19 protein-coding genes are annotated in these 20,315 nt (G+C 68.4%); 10 read left to right on the top strand and 9 right to left on the bottom strand.

The genetic code is table 11. The features are described from left to right. Positions 1-147: 147 nt before the first annotated feature. Positions 148-1,188, top strand: a complete 1,041-nt coding sequence (locus tag Q8S38_RS12705; protein ID WP_305680787.1) for an endo-1,4-beta-xylanase — start codon at positions 148-150, stop codon at positions 1,186-1,188. 71 nt (positions 1,189-1,259) lie between these two features. Here Q8S38_RS12705 and Q8S38_RS12700 read toward each other — a convergent pair whose 3' ends face one another. Then, on the bottom strand, positions 1,260-2,957 hold the full coding sequence (locus tag Q8S38_RS12700) for a hypothetical protein (protein ID WP_305680786.1): 1,698 nt from the start codon (positions 2,955-2,957) through the stop codon (positions 1,260-1,262). A 269-nt stretch (positions 2,958-3,226) separates the two neighbouring features. On the opposite strand from Q8S38_RS12700, the gene Q8S38_RS12695 reads away from it, so the two are divergent. The 7 genes from Q8S38_RS12695 to Q8S38_RS12665 all read left to right on the top strand — a co-directional run bounded on the left by Q8S38_RS12695 (position 3,227) and on the right by Q8S38_RS12665 (position 12,242). Continuing rightward, complete coding sequence (locus tag Q8S38_RS12695) at positions 3,227-5,284, top strand: hydantoinase/oxoprolinase family protein (protein ID WP_305680785.1); 2,058 nt, start codon at positions 3,227-3,229, stop codon at positions 5,282-5,284. Beyond that, positions 5,281-6,924, top strand: coding sequence for a hydantoinase B/oxoprolinase family protein (locus tag Q8S38_RS12690; protein WP_305680784.1), 1,644 nt, complete (start codon positions 5,281-5,283; stop codon positions 6,922-6,924). Before Q8S38_RS12695 ends, Q8S38_RS12690 begins: the two co-directional genes overlap by 4 nt. A gap of 132 nt (positions 6,925-7,056) precedes the next feature. After that, positions 7,057-7,671: a TRAP transporter small permease subunit gene (locus tag Q8S38_RS12685; protein WP_305680783.1), complete on the top strand. Its 615-nt coding sequence runs from the start codon at positions 7,057-7,059 to the stop codon at positions 7,669-7,671. Continuing rightward, the gene (locus Q8S38_RS12680; RefSeq protein ID WP_305680782.1) at positions 7,668-8,972 is read left to right on the top strand and encodes a TRAP transporter large permease; all 1,305 of its coding nucleotides are present in this window, start codon (positions 7,668-7,670) and stop codon (positions 8,970-8,972) included. The genes Q8S38_RS12685 and Q8S38_RS12680 overlap by 4 nt, the downstream gene beginning before the upstream one ends. A 52-nt stretch (positions 8,973-9,024) precedes the next feature. Continuing rightward, a complete protein-coding gene (locus Q8S38_RS12675) occupies positions 9,025-10,068 on the top strand; it encodes a TRAP transporter substrate-binding protein (protein ID WP_305680781.1) in 1,044 nt (347 codons plus the stop codon). A gap of 159 nt (positions 10,069-10,227) precedes the next feature. Next, positions 10,228-11,142 (top strand): LysR substrate-binding domain-containing protein, encoded by a 915-nt coding sequence (locus Q8S38_RS12670; RefSeq protein ID WP_305680780.1) that lies wholly within the window; start codon positions 10,228-10,230, stop codon positions 11,140-11,142. Positions 11,143-11,276: 134 nt separating this feature from the next. After that, complete coding sequence (locus tag Q8S38_RS12665; RefSeq protein WP_305680779.1) at positions 11,277-12,242, top strand: sodium-dependent bicarbonate transport family permease; 966 nt, start codon at positions 11,277-11,279, stop codon at positions 12,240-12,242. A 30-nt stretch (positions 12,243-12,272) separates the two neighbouring features. Here the strand turns inward: Q8S38_RS12665 and Q8S38_RS12660 are convergent, their stop codons facing one another. Genes Q8S38_RS12660 through Q8S38_RS12645 form a run of 4 tightly spaced genes read right to left on the bottom strand, consistent with a single transcriptional unit; the run spans position 12,273 to position 13,732 of the window. After that, positions 12,273-12,521 (bottom strand): hypothetical protein, encoded by a 249-nt coding sequence (locus Q8S38_RS12660; RefSeq protein ID WP_305680778.1) that lies wholly within the window; start codon positions 12,519-12,521, stop codon positions 12,273-12,275. Positions 12,522-12,538: 17 nt separating this feature from the next. Then, positions 12,539-13,006 carry a TerB family tellurite resistance protein gene (locus Q8S38_RS12655; RefSeq protein ID WP_305680777.1) on the bottom strand — a complete coding sequence of 156 codons (468 nt, stop codon included), beginning with the start codon at positions 13,004-13,006 and terminating at the stop codon, positions 12,539-12,541. A gap of 3 nt (positions 13,007-13,009) precedes the next feature. Beyond that, the gene (locus Q8S38_RS12650) at positions 13,010-13,321 is read right to left on the bottom strand and encodes a hypothetical protein (protein ID WP_305680776.1); all 312 of its coding nucleotides are present in this window, start codon (positions 13,319-13,321) and stop codon (positions 13,010-13,012) included. A 3-nt stretch (positions 13,322-13,324) separates the two neighbouring features. Further along, positions 13,325-13,732, bottom strand: a complete 408-nt coding sequence (locus tag Q8S38_RS12645; protein ID WP_305680775.1) for a DUF4112 domain-containing protein — start codon at positions 13,730-13,732, stop codon at positions 13,325-13,327. A 294-nt stretch (positions 13,733-14,026) separates the two neighbouring features. Here Q8S38_RS12645 and Q8S38_RS12640 point away from each other — a divergent pair, with 294 nt between their 5' ends. Then, positions 14,027-15,019: a TerC family protein gene (locus Q8S38_RS12640; RefSeq protein WP_305680774.1), complete on the top strand. Its 993-nt coding sequence runs from the start codon at positions 14,027-14,029 to the stop codon at positions 15,017-15,019. A gap of 22 nt (positions 15,020-15,041) precedes the next feature. On the opposite strand, the gene Q8S38_RS12635 is transcribed toward Q8S38_RS12640, so the two are convergent. From Q8S38_RS12635 to Q8S38_RS12620, 4 genes are all read right to left on the bottom strand, one after another. After that, positions 15,042-15,722, bottom strand: coding sequence for an aspartate/glutamate racemase family protein (locus tag Q8S38_RS12635; protein WP_305680773.1), 681 nt, complete (start codon positions 15,720-15,722; stop codon positions 15,042-15,044). Positions 15,723-15,738: 16 nt separating this feature from the next. Beyond that, the gene (locus tag Q8S38_RS12630; protein WP_305680772.1) at positions 15,739-16,656 is read right to left on the bottom strand and encodes a 3-hydroxyacyl-CoA dehydrogenase NAD-binding domain-containing protein; all 918 of its coding nucleotides are present in this window, start codon (positions 16,654-16,656) and stop codon (positions 15,739-15,741) included. Between the two features lie 20 nt (positions 16,657-16,676). Further along, positions 16,677-17,651 carry a Bug family tripartite tricarboxylate transporter substrate binding protein gene (locus Q8S38_RS12625; protein WP_305680771.1) on the bottom strand — a complete coding sequence of 325 codons (975 nt, stop codon included), beginning with the start codon at positions 17,649-17,651 and terminating at the stop codon, positions 16,677-16,679. Between the two features lie 80 nt (positions 17,652-17,731). Further along, positions 17,732-19,468: an IlvD/Edd family dehydratase gene (locus Q8S38_RS12620; protein WP_305680959.1), complete on the bottom strand. Its 1,737-nt coding sequence runs from the start codon at positions 19,466-19,468 to the stop codon at positions 17,732-17,734. A 51-nt stretch (positions 19,469-19,519) separates the two neighbouring features. Here Q8S38_RS12620 and Q8S38_RS12615 point away from each other — a divergent pair, with 51 nt between their 5' ends. Beyond that, the gene (locus Q8S38_RS12615; protein WP_305680770.1) at positions 19,520-20,209 is read left to right on the top strand and encodes a GntR family transcriptional regulator; all 690 of its coding nucleotides are present in this window, start codon (positions 19,520-19,522) and stop codon (positions 20,207-20,209) included. Positions 20,210-20,315: the final 106 nt, after the last annotated feature.

Here is a 20,315-nt window from a genome sequence, read left to right as displayed (position 1 = left end):
CGTTAAGTATGCCATAACAGACCGCTGATCTGCGCCGGATTTGCAGCAATTTCTATGTTATTTCAGAGACCGTGCCTTTGCGGGCCGCGTTGTTTTGCCGTGTCGAGGGAGCGTCCAGTGCGCAGGAGGCAGTTTGTCCTTGGAGGCTTGAGCGCGGGGCTGGGCGCGGGGGCGACCCCGGCGCTGGCGCTGTCCAAAGCAAAGCCGTCGCCGCGTGCGGCAATTCCCTTCGGCGCCGCGATCAGGGTCGACCTGCTGCGCGATGATCTCGATTATCGCCGGGCGGTTCTCGGCAACTGCCAGTTGGTGGTCGGGGAGGGGGGGCTGAAATGGATCGACCTGCGCCCCCAGGAAAACCAGTTCGTCTTCGACCATCCCGATCGCCTGCTCGCCTTCGCGGATGCCAACGGCATGCGGATGCGCGGCCATACCCTCGCCTGGTATGCCGGCATGCCGAAATGGACCGAGGCGATCAAGACGAAGAAGGCGGCCGAGCACGCGCTCTACGAGCATATCGACACGGTTGTCGGGCGCTACAAGGGACGGATTCCGAGCTGGGACGTCGTCAATGAGGCGATCAGCGACAATCCCGCCATCGAAAAGCCGATGCGCAGGTCGATCTGGCAGGATCTTCTCGGCACGCAGCATATCGACATGGCCTTCCGCCGGACGGCCGCCGTCGATCCGCAGGCGCAACTGGTCCTGAATGATTTCGGCTTCGAGAATCCGACCGATCAGTGCCGGGCGAAGCGCACCGCCTTTCTGCGGCTGGTGAAGGAGCTGAAGGATCGCGACGTCCCGGTCCACGCCATCGGCCTGCAAGGCCACCTCCCGGGCGAAAAAGAGATCGACCGGGACGGCATCTCGCGGTTCGTCGCCGAGCTTCACGGCATGGGGCTGGCGATCCTGGTGACGGAACTCGACGTGATCGACGACAAGCTGCCGGCCGACAGCCTCGTGCGCGACGAGATCGTGGCGATGCGCGCCGAAGCTTTCCTGCAGGCGATCGGCGATGTCTGCCGCCCCGAGGCGGTGCTGACCTGGGGTATCACCGACAAGTTCACCTGGGTCCCGATCTGGTTCAGCCGCAAGGATGGCAGGCCCAACCGGCCGTTGCCGCTCGACGCCAATTATCGGCCCAAGCCGATGATGCGGGTGATCAACGAGTTCACCCGCGCAAGGCCCTGAAGCGCCGGCGTCGCTGCCTCAAACCTCGATCGGCTGGCCGCGCTCGTCACCCGCGGAAGACGTCAGCCTCGTCATCGGGCCGCGACGTGCATCTCCCAGCAGGCCGAGAGCGCGACAATGCGTCGGCCGGCCAGGGCTGGGGCATAATGCTCGGCCAGAAGCGCTCGCGCCGGCGTTTGCGGGCATTTCGGTGCCAGGATCGCATCGGTTTGCGCCAGCGCGGCGAGCGTGTCGGCCGTCAGCGGCGGCAGGTTTCGCCCCGGCGTGATGCCGATCGGCACGAGGCGCGGCGCGCTGCGGTCGAGCAGCGCGTTGAAGGGATCGACGAAGTCGAGGGTGAAGACGCCGTTCAGCCGGCGTCCTTCGCCCATTTCCCACGCGCGCAGGGCCAGCAGCCCTTGCCGGACTGCCAGCAGCCACGTCGCCTGATAGTCGATCTCCGCCGTGAGAATGGCCGAGGGCTCCTGCCCGGCATCGGCCAGGGCGCGAAAGGTCTCGGCATGCTTCGGATAGAAGTCGATCATGAAGCTGGCGCGCTCAGCGAGGCCGCGTTTGACACTGACGCGCCCCAGCGGCCCCAGTTCCGACGCCGGCAGCGCGACGACGTCGCCGGTTGCACCGCCCAGCGCGCGCGCACCGCGTTCGATGCACAGCAGCAGGCTGGGCAGGGCCACCGCCAGCGTCAGGGCCAAGACCGCCGGTTTGAAGGGATCGGACCGCGAACGCCATTGCAGCAGGATGAGCAGCAGCACCGGCCAGAGCGCGATGAACTCGAGCGACCCGGTGTTCTGCGTCTCGAAGAGGGCCGTCGCGAACAAGGTCACCGCCAGCCAGCCCGCCGGTCCTTCGATCAGGCGTCGCGCGTTCTGGAGCAGCGTGCCGTCCTGCTCGCGCCATGAGGTCCAGATCAGCAGGGCGACCAGAGCCGAAGCGGGAAGCACGACACCGAATTTGGCGGATGCGACCGTCAGTAGCCGCGGCAGGAGCGTATCCGTGTTGAGGCTAAGAAGGGTGAGGATGTCGCCCAGATAGGCGCGGACCAGACCCGTTGCTCCATCGAGGGCCGCCAGCGCGAGGATGCACGCCAGGGCCGCGGCCGCGGCGTCCTTGAGGCGCAAGCGCCCCGCCAGGCAGGCATAGCCGACGAGAATCGCGCCGACGACGGCCCCGGTGATCTTCGTCAGGAACAGCGCCAGCATGAAGGCCGCGATGAGCGCGGTTTGCGTCCGCGAACGCGGCACGAACAGCAAGGTCGCCGCCAGCCAGTACAGCAGCAGGGCGGCGTGGCGGTTGTAGTTGCCGAATCCGTCGAGCCCGGGGGCAGGGTAGAACACCGACAGATTGATCGGCAAAGCTGCAAAGATCAGGAACGGGATGAGCAGCGCAACGGCATGCTCCTTGGCCCCGCGCTGGGCGAGGATCACGAGCGCCAGCGGCAGGAGGACGGGCAGGACCGCCCAGTTCACCACCAGCATTGGTTGCGCCATGGGGAATGCCTGGTGCAGCAGCGCGCCGAGATAGTAGCCGAGCGGGCCCACCGGGGCGAAAAAATCGGCAGCCGGCATCTGGCCGACCCGAATCCGCTGAAACGCGTCCAGATAGACAGCGACGTCCCAGTAGAAGGCGCCCAACGGCAGCCGCAGGGGAAGCGACAGCGCCAGGAGCGCGGCAGCCGCGAAGGTCAGCACGAGAAGCGAGGGCAGGATTTGCGCCGTCAGGCCAGGCGCCTGCGGTCCACTCAGGCGAGGCGCGCTTTGCTTCATCGTCATCGCATTGATCTGTCTAGCCGCGGTCTTCAATTCGAAGACGATACTGCAATGGCTTGCGATATCGGGGGATCTGCTGGCCGGCGCCGGCCGTTCGACGGACATGGTGGTGTCATGGCGCCCCGTCGGCTGTCAACGAGACTCGACGGACGGCGCGGGCGATCGCGAAGAGCCGTCAGTCGACCTCGGTTGCCGCTGGACTTCGGGTTGCAGGGTATCGCATCCTGATGCGCCTCGATCAGCCCCTCCTCAGTTTGGATCCAAGACATCTTATGCAGGCCAGACGGATCCGCATCGCCGTGGATATCGGCGGAACCTTCACGGACCTCGAATTCCTCGACGAGGCGAGCGGGCAGACCCAGAGCTTCAAGGCCGCGACGACACCCGACGACCCGTCGCTGGGCCTGATGAATGCGATCAAGGGCGCGGCTTCGCGCTTCGGCTTCGCGCTGGCCGATGTCGGCCTGCTGATGCATGGCACCACGATCGCGACCAATGCGGTGCTCACCCGCAACCTGCCCGAGGGCGCGCTGATCACCACGGCGGGCTTCGAGGACGTGCTGGAGATCGGCCGTCACGCCCGCAAGGAGATCTACCGCCTCAAGCCGGAGCCGCAGGCCGTTCTGGTGCCGCGGCGGCGGCGTTTCGGCGTGGTCGAGCGCATCGGACCCGTTGGCGAGGTGCTGACCGCTCTCGACGCAGCCAGCGTCGAGGCGGCGATCGACCGCGTCGCCGCCTCGGGCGCGAGCGTCTGCGCCATCGCGCTGCTCAACGGCTTCACCAACCCGGCCCATGAGATCGCGATCCGCGACCGCCTGCTGGCGCGGCTGCCGGATCTGGCGGTGTCCTGCTCGCACGAGGTCTCGCCCGAGATTCGCGAGTTCGAGAGGACCTCGACGACGGTGCTCAACGCACTGCTCATCCCGGTGGTGCGGCGCTATATCGACGCGCTGCTGGCGCGGATCGCCGCCGAGGGGCTGACCGCGCCGCTCTATCTCGTGCAATCCAATGGCGGGGCGACCACGCCGCGTGCGGCCGGCGAGGCGCCGGTCAAGCTGCTGCTCTCGGGGCCGTCCGGCGGCGTGCTGGCGGCCGAGGGCGTCGCGCGCCAGCTCGGTTTTCCGAATGTCGTGGGCGTCGACATGGGCGGCACCAGCTATGACGTCGCCGTCATCCGCGAGGGCCGCCGCGCCGTCGTCGCGCAGGGGGATATCGACGGCCTGCCGGTGCGCGTGCCGATGGTCGACATGCGCACGATCGGTGCCGGGGGTGGCTCGATCGCCTCGCTCGACGCGTCGGGGCGGCTCCAGGTCGGCCCGCGCAGCGCCGGCGCCAGGCCCGGCCCGGTCTGCTATGGGCGCGGCGGCACCGAGCCGACCGTCACCGACGTGAACCTCATCCTCGGGCGGCTCGACCCCGTGACCTTCCTCGGCGGCGAATTTGCGCTCGATCTCGACGGCGCCCGCACGGCACTGGAGACCCGCATCGCCGGACCGCTCGGACTCGACCGCGATCGCGCGGCGGCCGGCATCCTCGCCGTCGTCGTCGCCAAGCTCGCCGGGGCGATCAAGCTCTCGCTGTTCGAGCGCGGGCTCGATCCGCGCGATTTCGCGCTGATGTCCTTCGGCGGGGCGGGCGGGCTCCATGCCGTCGAGGTCGCCGAGGAACTCGGCATGACCACGGTGATCTTTCCCAAGGATCCCTCGACGTTTTCGGCCCATGGCATCCTGCAATCCGACATCGTCCATGACCTTGCCCGCACCCGCGTCCTGCCGCTGAAAGCCGGCGCCGCTCCGGCTTTCGCCGTGCTCGCCGGCGAACTGCTGGCCGAGGGCGAGGCGCTTTTGGCGGCCGACGGCCTGCCCACGGAGCAGCGTCGCCTCGAACTCGCGGCCGATCTGCGCTATCGCGGCCAGGCCTTCGAGCTGCTGGTGCCGCTGGACGAGGTCCCGCAGGACGACGCGGCTCTCGCGCGGCTCTGCGAGCGCTTCCACGAGGCGCACCGCCAGCGCTTCTCCTTCGACGACCCCGACGAGACGGTCGAGCTGGTGACGATGCGGCTGGCGGCGGTCGGGCTGCTCGGCGGCATGGCGACCGCCAGTGCGCCGCTGGCCGGCCAGGCAGACACTGCCCGACAGCGCCAGGTCCATCTCGGTGGCGCCTGGACGCAAGCCCCGGTCCACGAGCAGGGCAAGCTCGGCGCCGGCACGGTCGTCGATGGCCCGGCCATCATCGAGCAGGCCTACACCACGCTGATCATCCCCGCCGGCTGGCGGCTCGTCGTCCGGCCCTCGGGCGATCTCGTCGCGACCCGGGAGACGCTGTCATGAGCCAGGTCGATAGCAAGGTCGATCCCGTCCTCCTCGAAATCGTCTCGCATGCGCTGGTCTCGGCGGCCGAGGAGATGTCGATCACGGTCTGGCGCACCAGTCGTTCGACCACGGTGCGCGAGCTGCTCGACTATTCGACGGCGGTGTTCGACGGGGAGGGCCGCAACATCGCCCAGGCGGCGCGCATGCCGGTCCATCTCAATTCGATGGAGCTCTGCCTGCAGGAGATCATCGCCCGGCATCTGCCGCTGGAGCGCTGGCGGGAGGGCGACGTCGTCGTCACCAACGATCCCTATTGCGGCGGCCAGCATCTGCCGGATTTCCTCGCCTTCAAGCCGGTTTTCGTCGAAGGCGCGCGCATCGCCATCACCTGCGTCCTGATCCACCATGTCGATGTCGGCGGCGGCGCGGCCGGCGGCTACAACGCCCATGCCGTCGAGATCTTCCAGGAGGGCCTGCGGCTGCCGCCGGTGAAGATCGTCCGCGAAGGCGAGATGCAGGACGATCTCTTCGCCACCATCCTGCAGAATGTCCGCGAGCCCGAGACCTTCCGCGGCGATTTTCTCAGCCAGATTGCGGCGCTCGAGGTCGGCGCCAGGGCGATGCGACAGCTCGCGGCGCGCTATGGCGTCGAGACGCTGCGCGAGGTCGGGCAGGCCCTGCTCGACCATTCCGAGACGGCGATGCGCGCCGCTCTGACCGCGCTGCCCGACGGCGTCTACCAGGCGGAGGATTTCGTCGACGGCGACGGCATGGAGGCCGGGCAAAAGCGCATCGCGGTGACGCTGACGATCGCGGGCGACCGGCTCACCGTCGATTTCGAGGGCTCCTCGCCGCAGGCGCGCGGGCCGATCAATGCGACGATGGCGACGACGCGCTCGGCTGTCTATTACGCCGTGATTGCGGCGTCCGGCATCGAGGCGACCGCCAACTCGGGCTGCTACCGGCCGATCACCGTCAGCGCGCCCGACGGTCTTCTCGTCAGCGCCCAGTTTCCGGCACCGGTTTCGATGCGCATGCTGACCGGCCACCGGATCGCGACCGCGGTGCTGAGGGCCTTCGCGGAGGCGATCCCCGAGCGCATTCCTGCCTCCTATTACGGCGTGACCTTCAACCACGCGGTCAATATCCGCCATGCCGATGGCCGCCGGCAGGTCTATTTCGACGCCGAGATCGGCGGCTGGGGTGGCCATCCGGAGGCTGACGGCCCCTCGGGTCTCTCGGCCGGCTTCCACAACGGCCAGAACACGCCGATCGAGATGATCGAGGCGATCTTCCCGCTGCGCTTCACGCATTACGGCTTCCTGCCCGGTTCAGGCGGCGCGGGTCGGATGCGCGGCGGCCTCGGGCTGGTCAGAGAATGGCGCTTCATCGCCGAACACGGCCTGCTCAACGCCTCCTTCGACGCCTTTGCCTCGCAGCCTTACGGGCTGGCCGGCGGCGAGCCCGGACGCGGCGGGCGCCTCAGCCTGATCCGCGACGGACAGGTCACGGAACTGGCGGCCAAGACGATCGGCTGTGTGCTCAGGGCCGGCGACATCGTCCGCATGGAGACGCCGGGCGGCGGCGGCCATGGCGACCCCCGCGAGCGCGATCCCGCGGCCATCGCCGCCGACAGGGCCGATGGCTACGTCTCGTGACCGGCGCGCCGTGCTGGCGGGACTATTGCATGGCGACCCTGACGCGTGGTCACATGCGAAGTGACGCGCAGCGGGCGCCCGGAGACCGGCCTTGATGAAAATGACAACCCGCCCGCGCAGCCCGGCGCGTCCATGAGCGACCTCTCCCGTCTTCTTCCCGACGAGCCGCTGCCGCAGCGCATCTCGCGCATCCTGGCCTGGGCTGCGGGAGCGATCGTCCTGGTCGGCTGCAGCTTCCTCATCACCATCGACGTGATCACGCGCTACCTGTTCAAGCGCGGCATGGTCGAGAGCTTCGAGATCTCCGGCTACGCGCTGGCCGCCTGCATCGGGCTGGGACTGGCCTTCACCGTCACGTCCAAGGCCAATATCCGCGTCGACATCCTGCTTGGCGTGCTGCCCGGCAAGGCCCGCATCGTCTGCGACATCATCGCCTCGCTGGCGCTGGCGCTGATCGCCGTGGCGCTGGCCTGGTTCGCCTGGGGCACGCTGGCCCAATCCTGGGCCTTGAACGCCAAGTCGGTGTCGCAACTGCAGACGCCGATGGTGCTGCCGCAGGGGATCTGGTGCGTCGGCCTGGTGTGGTTCGCCTGCATGGCTGTGCTGATCCCGATCCAGGCGATCGCCCGGCTGATCGCGCATGACCGCGCTGGCTTCGACGCGCTGATCGGTTCGCTGCGGGTGACCGAGGAAATCGAGCAGTCCGGCGTCGAGAACCCGGCCGCCGGCGCGGAGTCCCGCTCGTGATCGGGACCGCGGTTTCCCTGCTCGTCGCGCTGGTGGGGCTGAGCATCCCGGTCGCGGCGGCGCTCGCCCTGATGGCCTATGTGCTGCAGGCCAACTATGCCTTCTTCCCCATGACCGGCGCGGTCGGCGAGCTGGCCTGGAATTCGTCGAACGACTTCATCCTGATCGCCGCGCCCATGTTCATCATGATGGGCGAGCTGATGCACCGGTCTGGCATGAGCGAGCGCTTGTTCACAGCGCTCTCGCCCTGGTTCGCCCGCGTTCCCGGAAGGCTGATCCACACCAACATCGCGGCGAGCGCGATCTTCGCGGCGACCTCCGGCTCGTCGGTGGCTACCGCGGCGACGATCGGTACGGTCGCGATCCCCAACATGGACAAGGGCGGCTACAACCGGCCGCTGTTTCTGGGCTCGATCGCGGCCGGCGGCACGCTCGGCATCCTGATCCCGCCCTCGATCAACATGATCATCTACGCCGTGCTGACCGACACCTCGGTGGCCGATCTCTATGCGGCGGGCTTCATCCCCGGCTTTATGCTCGCCGGGCTGTTTTCGCTGATGGTGCTTGGTCTGGCGCTCTACCGGCCGGACTGGGCTGGACCCAAGGTCGACACCAGCGATCTCTGGCGCCAGCGCGTCGCGGGCCTGCGCCATCTCATCCCGCCGCTGGGGCTCTTCCTCGTCGTCGTCGGCTCGATCTATGCCGGCATCGCGACGCCGACTGAGGCGGCTGCGCTGGGCCTGATGGCGACGCTGCTGCTTGTCGCGGCCAACCGGCAGCTCACCCTGCCGGTGCTGCTGCGCGCCTTCGAGGGGACGGTGCGCACGACCTGCATGGTGATGCTGATCGTCATCGCCGCCTTCTTCCTCAACTTCGTGATGGTCTCGATCGGGCTGGTGAAGGCGATCACCGATCTCGTCCTGTCGCTGGGCTGGCCGCCGCTCGGCATGCTGGTCGCGATCGTCGTGTTCTATCTCGTCCTCGGCTGCTTCATGGAGACGCTGTCGATGATGATCGCGACGACGCCGGTCGTCCTGCCCGTCATCACCGCGCTCGGCTACAGCCCGGTCTGGTGGGGCATCATCTTCGTGATCCTGATGGAGGCCGCGCTGATCACGCCCCCGGTCGGCCTCAACCTCTACGTCGTCCAGGCCGTGCGCGGGAAAGGCAATTTCGCCGATCTCTGCCTGGGCGCCTTGCCCTTCGTGCTGGCGATGCTGCTGATGATCGGGCTTCTGATCGCCTTTCCGCAGCTCGCGCTCTGGCTCCCGACCCTGCTCAACCCGAAAGCCGGCGGCTGAAGCCGCCATGCCCCGCCCGACCATGACCCGCCCTACAGAGGAGAAGCCTGCGATGAAACGCCTGGTCCCGATCGCCGCCCTTGCCGCCACTCTCCTCGGGGGCGCGGCCCACGCCCAGGGGCTGCCCGCGACGAGCTTCAATGCCGTCGGCAGCATCGGCAATCTGTCGATGTACACCAACCGCGAGGTGCCGTTCTGGAATGAGACGGTGCCGAAGGAATCGGGCGGGGCGATCAAGGTTCAGGTCAAGCCCTTCACCGAGCTCGGCTTCAAGGGGCCCGAGATCTTCCGCCTCGTCTCGGCCGGCACGCTGCAATTCGCCACCACGGTGCTGAACTACAATTCGGGCGAAGTCCCGATGAACGAGGCGACCGATCTCGTCGGCCTCGTCGGCTCGGTCGAGGAACTGCAGAAGGTCGTCGAGGTCTTCCGCCCGACCTACGCCAAGTTTCTCGAGGAGAAGCACGGCCTCAAGCTGCTCGGCTTCGGCACCTATCAGGCGCAGGTGATCTATTGCCGCGACGCCTTCACCAAGGTCTCCGACCTCAAGGGCCGCAAGGTCCGCGCGTCGGGCGCCTCGCAGCAGGCCTTTGTCGGCCATATCGGTGGCTCGCCGATCAACCTCGCCTTCGCCGAGGTCCAGCCGGCGCTCGCCAGCGGCGTGATCGACTGCGCCATCACCGGCGCGCTCTCCGGCTATCGCTCGAAATGGCATGAGAGCGCGAAGTTCATCTCCCCGATGCCGATCAATTTCGGCCTCTCGGCGCAGCTCGCCAATCTGAAGTGGTGGAACACGCTCGATCCGAAGGTGCAGGCCTTCCTGACCACCAACCTGCGCAAGCTCGAGGATTCGATCTTCGACCAGGCCAAGACCGAGACCCAGACCGGCCTCGACTGCAACACCGGCAATGCCTGCAGCGAGGGGCCGCCGGCCGCCATGAGGCTCGTGCCGGTGACGCCGGAGGATGAGGCGCTGCGCAAGGATGCGCTGACCAAGGTCATCCTGCCCGCCTTCGCCAGCCGCTGCGGGGCGGAGTGCGTCACCACTTGGAACGGCACCATCGGCGAGTTCCTCAAGGTGAAGATCGGTCAGTAGGCCGACGCCGCCGACAGCCTGCGCTCGCCCCGGCGGACCCGCTCCGACGGGGCGGGTCCGCAAGCGGGCGTCCGGAACGACACCGGGCGGGGGCCGCATAGCCCATCGACGCGCGCCCGTGCTTATGTCGCCGGCTCCGATCTCCGACGGGACCGTGCGATGCCGACACCGCTTCCGCCTTTCGACCTCGACCTGCTGCGCAGCTTCACGGCGATTGCCGATTGCGGCGGCTTCTCCCGGGCCGCCGAGCGGATCGGGCGCACGCAATCGACGATCTCGCTGCAGATCAAGCGCCTCGAGGCCGGGCTTGGCCAGACGCTGTTCCTGCGCGAGGGCGGGCGCGGAGGGCGCACGGTCCTGACGCCGCAGGGCGAGATCCTGGTGACCTATGCCCGACAGATCCTGCAGATCAGCGACGAGGCGCGGGCGCGGTTGATGGAGCCGGAGGTCGGCGGCATCGTCCGGCTCGGCACTCCCGAGGATTTCGCCACCGTCCATCTCGCCGATGTGCTGGCACGCTTCGCGCGGGCCTATCCGCAGGTCGCGCTCGCCGTCCATTGCGACTTCACGGTCAATCTGCTCGACGGCTTTTCGAAGGGACAATACGACCTCGTCCTGTTCAAGCGCGCCCTCCAGCCCGATCAGGCGCCCGACGCGGCCGATGCCGGCGGTGCCGCCGTCTGGCGCGAGGCCCTGGTCTGGGTCGCGGGCGCGCGGCTGGTTCTCGCCGCGGGCGAGCCACTGCCGCTGGTGCTGGCGCCCGCACCGGATGTCTATCGCCGCGGCACGCTGGCGGCGCTCGATGCGGCGGGCCGTCCCTGGCGCATGGTGCTGACCAGCCCCAGCCTCGCCGGGCTGCAGGCGGCCGTGCGGGCGGGGCTGGGCGTCACGGTGCTGCCGCGCGAGATGGTCCCTGCCGATCTCGTCGTCCTCGGCGAAGCGGAGCATCGCCTGCCGGTTCTGCCGGCGACCGAGATCGTCCTCTACCGGGCGCCGGGGGCGCGCGCGCCCGCGGCGGAGCGCCTGGGCGACCACATCGTACAGTCCCTGGAAGCGGCCGCCGCACGGGGGTGACCGGCTGCCGCCCCTCGCTGCGTCCGGTGGGACGTTCGATCGATTGAATTTATCAATCGTTTGGATTGGTATTGGCGTGTTTGCGCAATGCAATCGGTGCGTTATCGGCAGCAGCCTCCACCTGGAACCTGCCGATGACGTCGCTGCAACTGGCCGCCGCCAACCTGTTTTCGCCGATGACCCTGTGCTTCGTGCTCGGCGGGTTCGCGGCCCTCATTCGCAGCGATCTGCGCCTCCCGGAGCCGGTTTTCACCGCCCTGTCGATCTATCTGATGCTGGCGATCGGGCTGAAGGGCGGGGCCGATCTCGCAACCGTCTCGCCCGCGACGATGGCCCTGCCGATCCTGGCGGCGCTGACGTTGTGCATCGTCATTCCGCTTTGGTGCCATGCCGCTTTGCGCCGTCTGGTCGGGCTGGCGCCACGCGACGCGGCGGCGCTGGCGGCTCATTACGGCTCGGTCTCGGCGGTGACCTTCCTGGCCGTGCTGAGTTATCTCGATGCGATCGGCATGCGCTATGAGCCCACCGTCACCGCGCTTCTGGCGCTGATGGAGGCGCCCGCGATCGTTGTCGCGCTGTTGCTCGCCGGGCGCGGGCAGAAGGACGGCCAGGCGCTCGGTGCCGTGCTGGCGCGGATTCTCTCCAGCAAGAGCATCGTCCTGCTGTTCGGCGGCCTGATCATCGGCCTTGTCGTCGGCCATCAGGGGCTGGCGCCGGTCAAGCCGCTGTTCGGGGATCTGTTTCGCGGGCTGCTCTGCCTGTTCCTGCTCGATCTCGGGCGGCAGGCGATGGAACGGGCGGAAGCCTGGCGCGAAAACGGGCCTGCTATTGCGGTCTTCGCCATCGTCGCGCCGGTTCTGAACGCGGTGCTCGGCGTCACGGCGGCGTGGCTGGCGGGCATGTCGCAGGGCGGGGCCGTCGTCATGGCGACGCTCGCCGCCAGCGCCTCCTACATCGTCGCGCCCGCAGCCGTGCGCATGGCGCTGCCCGACGCCAATCCGGGCCTCTACCTCACCGCCGCGCTGGCGCTGACCTTCCCCTTCAATCTGATCCTTGGCATTCCGCTCTACGCCGCGATGGCGCGGATGCTCTACGGTTGACGCACGCAGGAGCGATCCGGCCGGGGGCGTTCAACTGTCGAGCACGGTCTGAAAGCCCATCCTGACGGCGGCCAGCAGCGCGGTGGCGGATGCCAGGAGCGCGGCGCGCGCATTCAGGATCTGCGTGCGGTTGAGAGCGGTGACGATGCGGTTCATGTCGCCCGCCTCGAGTTCGTCGAGGCGGCTGAGCCGGCGCAGGCGCTGCCGGCTGGCGAGCCACCAGACGAAGGAGGAGGCGAGCGCGCCGAGGCCGATCAGGCTGTCGAGAAACGCGAGCATGGATGAGCGGCCGGGTTTCAGACCTTCGCCGCCAAGGGGAAGGCCCCTGCTTCCACCGGGTCGAGCCCCAGCTGCCGGCAGATCTTCACGAGCGCCGACTGCTCCTCGACGATGTATTGGCCGTCGGCTTCGCCGATCAGCCGGCAGGTCTCGATCAGGGCGCGGCCGAAGCGCGCCCTGCCGCGCAGGCGGTCGATCGCCGCCAGCGCGGCGCGCTCGCCGGTCGACGGATCGATTTCGAAGCGGGCGGTCGCATGCTCGAATTCGGCAAGAAGCTCCTGGCGCGAGCGCTCGTCGACCAGCCCGAAGCGGGAGAGCGAGGCGGCCATGCTGTCATGCTCGGCAGGGCGCACGATGCCGTCGGCATAGGCGATCAGCGCGCAGGCTGCGGCGATCGTCTCGATCTGGAGGCTCGCCTCCTCGTCATGCCAGAGGTCGAGATCGCGTTGGAGGTCTGCTTGCGTCCGGCTTTGGCGGGTCGGCATGGCCTATCCTTTCCAGGTCTTGAGGTCTCGGAACTTGGCGTTGCGCTTGGCGAGAAATCGGTTGGCGAGTCCGGCCACGCCGATGATCAGGATCGCCCCCAGCGCCCAGACGATCACCACGATGATCTCGCTGGCGTTGCCCAGGCTGCGGAACGCCCAGGAGACCGTTTCGACAATCGCGGGGACGGACGACACCGCATCGGCGTTGACCGCCGCCCATTCGCTCGTCCAGTCGAGCAGCGAATGCCCGATCCAGGCGAACAGGCTCCAGATGGCGAGCGCACCGCATGCGGCAATCCAGACGGACATCCGCATGGTTCAGCGTCCCGCGCCCGAGACGGCGGCGGAGCGAGCGCCGTCCGTCGCGCCGAGATGGCGGCGCAACTCGTCGATGTTCTTGAGGTTGGCGCGATAGAAGGCGTCGCCGAACCAGCCGACCACCGGGACGGCGCTGATCGCCAGGTCGATCCCGACCCGACCCGCCATCCGGCAGATCGTCAGCGTCGGCAGGCCGTGACGGCGGGCCTCGAAGATCAGATAGGCCGAGACGCCCTTTGCGACGGCTGTGCCGATGCCGGGGATGACGTTCAGCAGCGCGTCGGCGCCGACGCGGACATTGGTGCCCGGCACGCGGATGGCTGAATCGAGCAGCCTTGCGATGGCGTCGAGCCGCTCGAGCGTCTCGGCGCGAGAGCGCTGGGGTGACAGGTCGTAGGCGATCGACATGGCGTCGGTACTCCCAAGATCGGAGCGCGTGAGCGCTCGTCAGGTGGAAGAGTCCGACATCGCAGCGTCGCTGCCAGAGGGGCCCGGACCCGGGTTCTGCCTTGAAATTGGGAGTCGGATCGCATGCGTCAAGAGCGGGTCAGAGTAAATATTTTTGCATGTCGACTCTTGACCGGTGACAATCCGGTTCCCACCTCGGGCGCACCCGCTGATCCGGGCCCCTCTGGCGAGCGCTGCCGGCGCGTTCGCGATGTCGGATCGTTTTCCGATGTCGCGCCCGGCTGACGGTCGATCATGGATTTCGCTTTCTTCGCCGCCGACTGGCTCGGCAAGCCCGCCTGGATGTGGCTGGCCTTCATCGGCATCGTCGCGGCGCTGCTCGCCTTCGATCTCGGCGTGCTCCACAAGGAGCACCGGCCGATCGAGGTGCGCGAAAGCCTCGTCCTCTCGGGCACCTATATCGGGCTGGGCCTCGCCTTCGGCGCCTGGGTCTGGTGGTATCTCGGCGCCGAACCGGGCATGAACTACCTGACCGGCTTCGTCGTCGAAAAGACGCTGGCGCTCGACAACGTCTTCGTCATCGCGCTGATCTTCGCGTTCTTCGCAGTGCCGCCCAAATACCAGCATCGCGTTCTGTTCTGGGGCATCCTCGGCGTCATCGTGCTGCGCGCGATCATGATCGGGCTCGGCGCGACGCTGGTCTCCCAGTTCGGCTGGGTGCTCTACATCTTCGCGGTCTTCCTGATCGTTACTGGCGTGAAGATGCTGGTGATGGGCGACAAGCCGCCTGCGCTCGAGAACAACGCCCTGATCCGGCTGATGCGGCGGCGCTTCAACGTCACCGACGAGCACCATGGCGAGCGCTTCTTCGTGAAGCAGCCCGATCCGGCGACCGGCAAGCCGGCCTGGTTCGTCACGCCGCTCTTCATGGCGCTGATCGCGATCGAGATCGCCGACCTGATTTTCGCGGTCGACTCGGTGCCGGCGATCTTCGCGATCACGACCGACCCGTTCATCGTCTACACCTCGAACATCTTCGCCATCCTCGGCCTGCGCGCGCTCTATTTCGCGCTGGCCGCGGTGATCGAGCGCTTCCGCTATCTCAAGCCGGCGCTGGCGATCGTGCTGGTCTTCATCGGCTCGAAGATCTTCATCGCCGACCTGCTCGGGCTGGAGAAATTCCCGCCGGCCGTCTCGCTGAGCGTCACGCTCGGCATCATCGCCGCCGGCATCGTCTGGAGCCTGTTCAAGACGCGCGGCGGCGCCGCCCGCGTCGGCGAGGCCTGAGCCGCCGGGTGGTCGCGGCGCCTCAGGCCGCGATCGCCCGCTTCAGCCCGCGGATTGCGGCTTCCGGCGTGGTCACGACGCGAAGACCGGTCGCCGCTTCGATGGCGGGCCGGGCGCGGGCCAGCGAAAACTGCCCGAGGATCAGCGTGTCGACCCCCGAAAGCTGGGCAGCCGCCTCGGCCGCCAGCCGGTCATGGGTGGCTCCGTCGCCCGCCTTCAACGCCGCGAGCGCGCCCTCGACCATGACGCCGGTCACCTCGACGGGCGCGCCCGCCATCTCGCGGATCTCCTGGGTCAGCGAGGGCAGGGAGGGGGCGAAGGTCACCATCAGTCCGATCCGCCCGCCCAGGGCCAAGGCTTCGGCGAAGGCGGATTCGTTGGGCCGCAGCACCGGGATCGGCAGGGCGCGCTTCACCGCGTCGATGGCCGGGCCGAAGGCCGAGCAGGTGAAGAGGATGGCCTTGGCCGGGCCGTTGGTGGCTTCCGTCGCCGCCGCATAGCGCCCCAGCGTCAAAAAGCGCTCGGTCATCGCCGCGTCGAGGCTGCCCCGCGCCGCCAGATCGGTGGCGAGCGAGGTGTCGAGCAGATCAAAGGCTTTGGCTTCCGGCCAGTGCGCGGCAAAGGCGGTCCGCGCCGGCAGCACGGATTCCTCAAGCGCGTGAATGAGCGCGATGCGCGGGGCGGCGTCGGTGATCGGGGTCATCGGGTCGTCTGCCTCGTCACTCGCTGACCAGCGTGCGGGCCTTCAGCACGGCCAGAAGCCCTTCGTCGCGGCGCGACTCGAGCTCCGCGATGCTGCGCCCCTGCGCCTCCTCGGCGACGCCGGCGACGATCTTCGCCTGCGTCTCGGCGTCGAGCGACGGATCGCCGAGAGACTGCCAGCGCCGCACCTGGCTGGGGCCCAGATGGGCGAGATAGCCGGCGATGCCGCCTTCGCCGCCGCCCAGATGATAGGTCATGTGCGGCCCCATCAAGGCCCAGCGCAGGCCCGGCCCGTTGCACAGCGCCGCGTCGATGTCGGCGACGCTCGCGACGCCCTGCTCGACGAGGTAGACCGCCTCGCGATAGAGCGCCGAGGCCAGCCGGTTGGCGATATGGCCTGGCATTTCGCGATTGAGCACGACGGGCCTGCGCCCGAGCCCGCGATAGAACGCGGCGGCCCGTTCGACGACGCCTTCATCCGCGCCGACGATCTCGACCAGCGGCACGAGATGCGGCGGGTTGAACGGATGCGCCACCACGACCCGCTCCGGCCTCGCGCAATCGGCGACGATGGCGCTGCGCACCAGAGCCGAGGTCGAGCTGGCGATGATCGCGTCCGGCGGAAGAAGGACGTCGATCTGCGCCAGCAGCGCGCGCTTGACCGCCTCGTTTTCCGGCCCGTTCTCCTGGACGAAGCCGGCGCCGGCGAGCGCTGTGGCGAGGTCCGTCGAGAACGCGACCGGACCGTCGCCGGTCAGGCCGAGTTCGGTCAGTTGCGCGCGCGCCCGCTCGACATGGCCGAGGAAGCGCTCGCGCGCCGCCTCATGCGGGTCATAGGCGCTGACGCTCAGGCCATGGGCGCTGGCAAGCGCCGCCCAGCTCGCGCCGATCATGCCGGCGCCGACGATGGCGAGATGCTGGACGGGCTGGTTCATGATCGATGGATCCCAACCACTCACTCGGCCTTGATGCCGCTGCTCTTGATCAGATCGCCCCATTTGGCGATCTCGCTGTCGATGCGCGCGGCGGCCTCCGCCGGCGTGCTCGGCTTCGGCACGACGCCCTGCAGCGCGAGCGCCTCCTTGAGCTTCGGGCTCTGGAGAGCCCTGTTCAGTTCGGTGTTGAGCTTGTCCAGGATCGGCTGCGGCGTGCCGGCCGGCGCCAGCATGCCGAACCAGGACGACACCTCAAAACCGGCGAGGCCCTGCGAGATCGCCGTCGGCGTCTCCGGCATGAAGGGCGAGACCTCCGTACCCGTGGTCGCGATCGCCTTGAGCGAGCCGCCCTTCACATGCTGGAGCACGGCGGGGATGGTGTCGAACATGATCTTGACCTGGCCCGCGACCATGTCGGTCATCGCCGGGCCGGAGCCGCGATAGGGCACGACCGGCATCTTCGTGCCGGCCTTGAGGTTGAAGAGTTCGCCCGAGAGATGCTGCGGCGAGCCCTGGCCGGACGAGGCATAGGAGTAATCGTCGGGCTTGGCCTTGATCAGCGAGATCAACTCGGAGACCGTCTTGGCGGGCACGGATGGGTGGACGACGAGCGCCAGCCCGACATTGCCGGCGAGCCCAACCGGGACGAGGTCCTTCTTGAGGTCGAAGCCGGGCTTGGCCTGCAGGCTCATATTGATCGAGTGGCTGGTCAGCGCGCCGAGCAGCAAGGTGTAGCCGTCGGGCTGGGCGCGCGAGGCCGCCGCCGCCCCGACGCTGCCGCCGGCACCTGGCCGGTTCTCGACGACCATGCGCTGTCCGAGGCTGTTCGACATCTCTTCCGCGACGACGCGGCCGATGATGTCGGTCGCGCCGCCCGGCGCATAGGGCACGACCAGCGTGATCGGCTTTTGCGGATAGGCCTGGGCGAAGGCCGTTGCCGGAACGACGAACGACAGGCTGGCCAGCAGTCCGACGAGATGACGACGGTTGAACATGCAAAAATCTCCTAAGGGGCAGGCGGCAGGCGAACGGCCGGGCCGAGTTTCGCTCATCAAGCTTGAGCCGGGCTGGCTGATCAGCAGAAGTCGAAGTCGCAACCTTCGTCGGCTTGCAGCACGGTTGTAAGATAGAGATGACGGTAGCCGCGCGAGGCTTCGGCCAGATGCGCAGGGGGCTGCCATTCGCCCTTCCGCCGCTCCAGTTCGGCTTCGTCTACCAGCAGCGCAATCTCGCGCGCCTCGACGTCGAGCCGGATCAGGTCGCCGTCGCGCACCAGCCCGAGCGGGCCGCCGACGGCCGATTCAGGCGTGATGTGCAGCACGATGGTGCCGAAGGCCGTGCCGCTCATCCGAGCGTCGGAGATGCGGACCATGTCCTTGACGCCGGCCTGGGCCAGCTTCTTGGGGATCGGGATGTAGCCGGCCTCGGGCATGCCGGGCGCGCCCTTGGGCCCTGCATTGGTCAAGACGAGCACGTCGTCGGCCTTCACGTCGAGCGCCGGATCGTCCATGCGCCGCACCATGTCCTCGACCGAGGCGAAGACGACGGCGCGGCCGGTATGCGTCAGCAGGGCAGGCGAGGCGGCCGAATGCTTGATCACCGCGCCGCCCGGCGCGAGATTGCCGCGCAGCACGGCCATGCCACCGGTCGGCTTCACCGGGCTCGCGGCGGTGCGGATGATCGTCTGGTTCGGGATGTCTTCGGCCGCATCGGCGATCTCGCCGATGGTACGCCCGTCGATGGTCGGCGCCGAGCGGTCGAGATGGTCGCCGAGTTCCTTCATTAGCTTGGGCACGCCGCCGGCCCAGTGGAAATGCTCCATGTAATGGTCGCCCGACGGCTTGAGGTCGATCAGCACAGGTACCTTGCGGCCGATCGCGTCGAACTCCTCGAGATCGATCGAGAGCCCGGCGCGCCGCGCGATGGCGGCGAGATGCACCAGCCCGTTGGTCGAGCCGCCGATCGCCTGCAGCACGGTCAGCGCATTGCGGAAGGCGGTCCTGGTCAGCAGTTCGCTCGGCTTGGGCCCGCCCTGCGCCAGGCGCACGGCCTCGCGCCCACTGGCTTCCGCGGCGCGGATGCGGTCGGCATGGGTGGCGGGAATGGTGCCCGAGCCGGGCAGCGCGATGCCCAGCGCCTCGACCAGGCAGCCCATCGTGCTCGCCGTGCCCATCACCATGCAGGTGCCCTGCGTTGGCGCGAGCCGCCCGCTCAGCACCTCGATCTCGGCCTCGTCGATCTGGCCGGCGCGATGCTGGCCCCAGAGGCGGCGGCAATCGGTGCAGGCGCCGAGCACCTCGCCCTTGTGGTGGCCGACGAGCATCGGCCCGGTGATGAGCTGGATCGCGGGAACATCGGCGCTCACCGCACCCATGAGCTGGGCCGGAACGGTCTTGTCGCAGCCGCCGATCAGCACCACGGAATCGCAGGGCTGGGCGCGGATCATCTCCTCGGTGTCGATCGCCATCAGGTTGCGAAGGAACATCGAGGTCGGATTGGCGAAGGATTCGTGGATGGAGATCGTCGGGAACTCCATCGGCAGGCCGCCCGCCAGCATCACGCCGCGCTTCACCGCCTCGATCAGCCGCGGCACGTTGCCATGGCACGGGTTGAAGTCGCTGAAGGTGTTGGTGATGCCGATGATCGGGCGGTCGAGCGCGTCGTCGGAGAAGCCGGCCGCCTTGATGAAGGCCTTGCGCAGGAACAGCGAGAAGCCGGGATCGCCATAGGTCGCGAGATTGCGGCGCAGGCCGCGTGCCGCAGGAGCCGCGGATGGGATATCGTCGTCGGAAGCGCTCATGAGGGGCAGCATCATGGCTGTCGCCATGATTGTCAACAATCCTGGCGGGGGTTACGATCGCGCATGCCGGAGACCGCCCTGAAGGCCCAGACCGCCGATCGCGTCCGCACCGTTGCCGCCAGGCTGGAGGAGGAGATCGTCCTCGGCTGGCTCCTGCCGCGCGAGCGCCTCGTCGAGGAGGAGCTGGCGGAACGGCTCGGCGTGAAGCGCCATGTCGTGCGCGAGGCGCTGGCGGAGCTGGAGCGGGTCGGGCTGGTCGAGCGCATTCCCAACCGCGGCGCCGTGGTGCGGCTGCTCGACCCCGCCGAGGTGCGGCAGATCTACTCCGTCCGCGAGGTGCTCGAGACGCTCGCCGCCGAGCAGATTCCGCTGCCCGTTGCACCGGAGGTTTTGGCGCCGCTGCGCGCTTTGCAGCAGCTCCATGCCGAGGCCGTGGCGGCCGGCGATGCGCGCGGCGCCTTCCGCGCCAATATCCGCTTCCACGAGACCTTGTTCCGCGCCTGCGGCAACCCTCATCTGGTCGAGCTGATCCAGGGGCTCGCCCAGAAGGTCCATGGCGCCCGCTCGATCACCGCCGCGAGCCCCGAGCATCTCGCGCTCGCGCGCGACGAGCATGCCGCGATGGTCGAGGCGCTGGCCGGAGGCGACCGCAGCCGTCTCGTCGCGCTCTGCCGCCAGCATCTCGGTCCGTCGCGCGACGCTTATATCGCCGCCGTCGAGGCCCGCTTCATGCGTCCGGGAGGAGGCGCCTGACCCCGGCGACCCGGCCTCCCGACAGCTCTGGCCGGGATTGATCCTTCGCAAGGCGGCGCTGCGCCGGCCGGGCTAGCGTTGCCGGAGGCATCGTCCGACGCGGCAC

This window comes from Allobosea sp., assembly GCF_030695125.1.
Classification (GTDB): Bacteria; Pseudomonadota; Alphaproteobacteria; order Rhizobiales; family Beijerinckiaceae; genus Allobosea.
The sequence above is the reverse complement of the archived record's forward strand: the minus strand, read 5'-3'. Positions and strand labels throughout refer to the sequence as shown.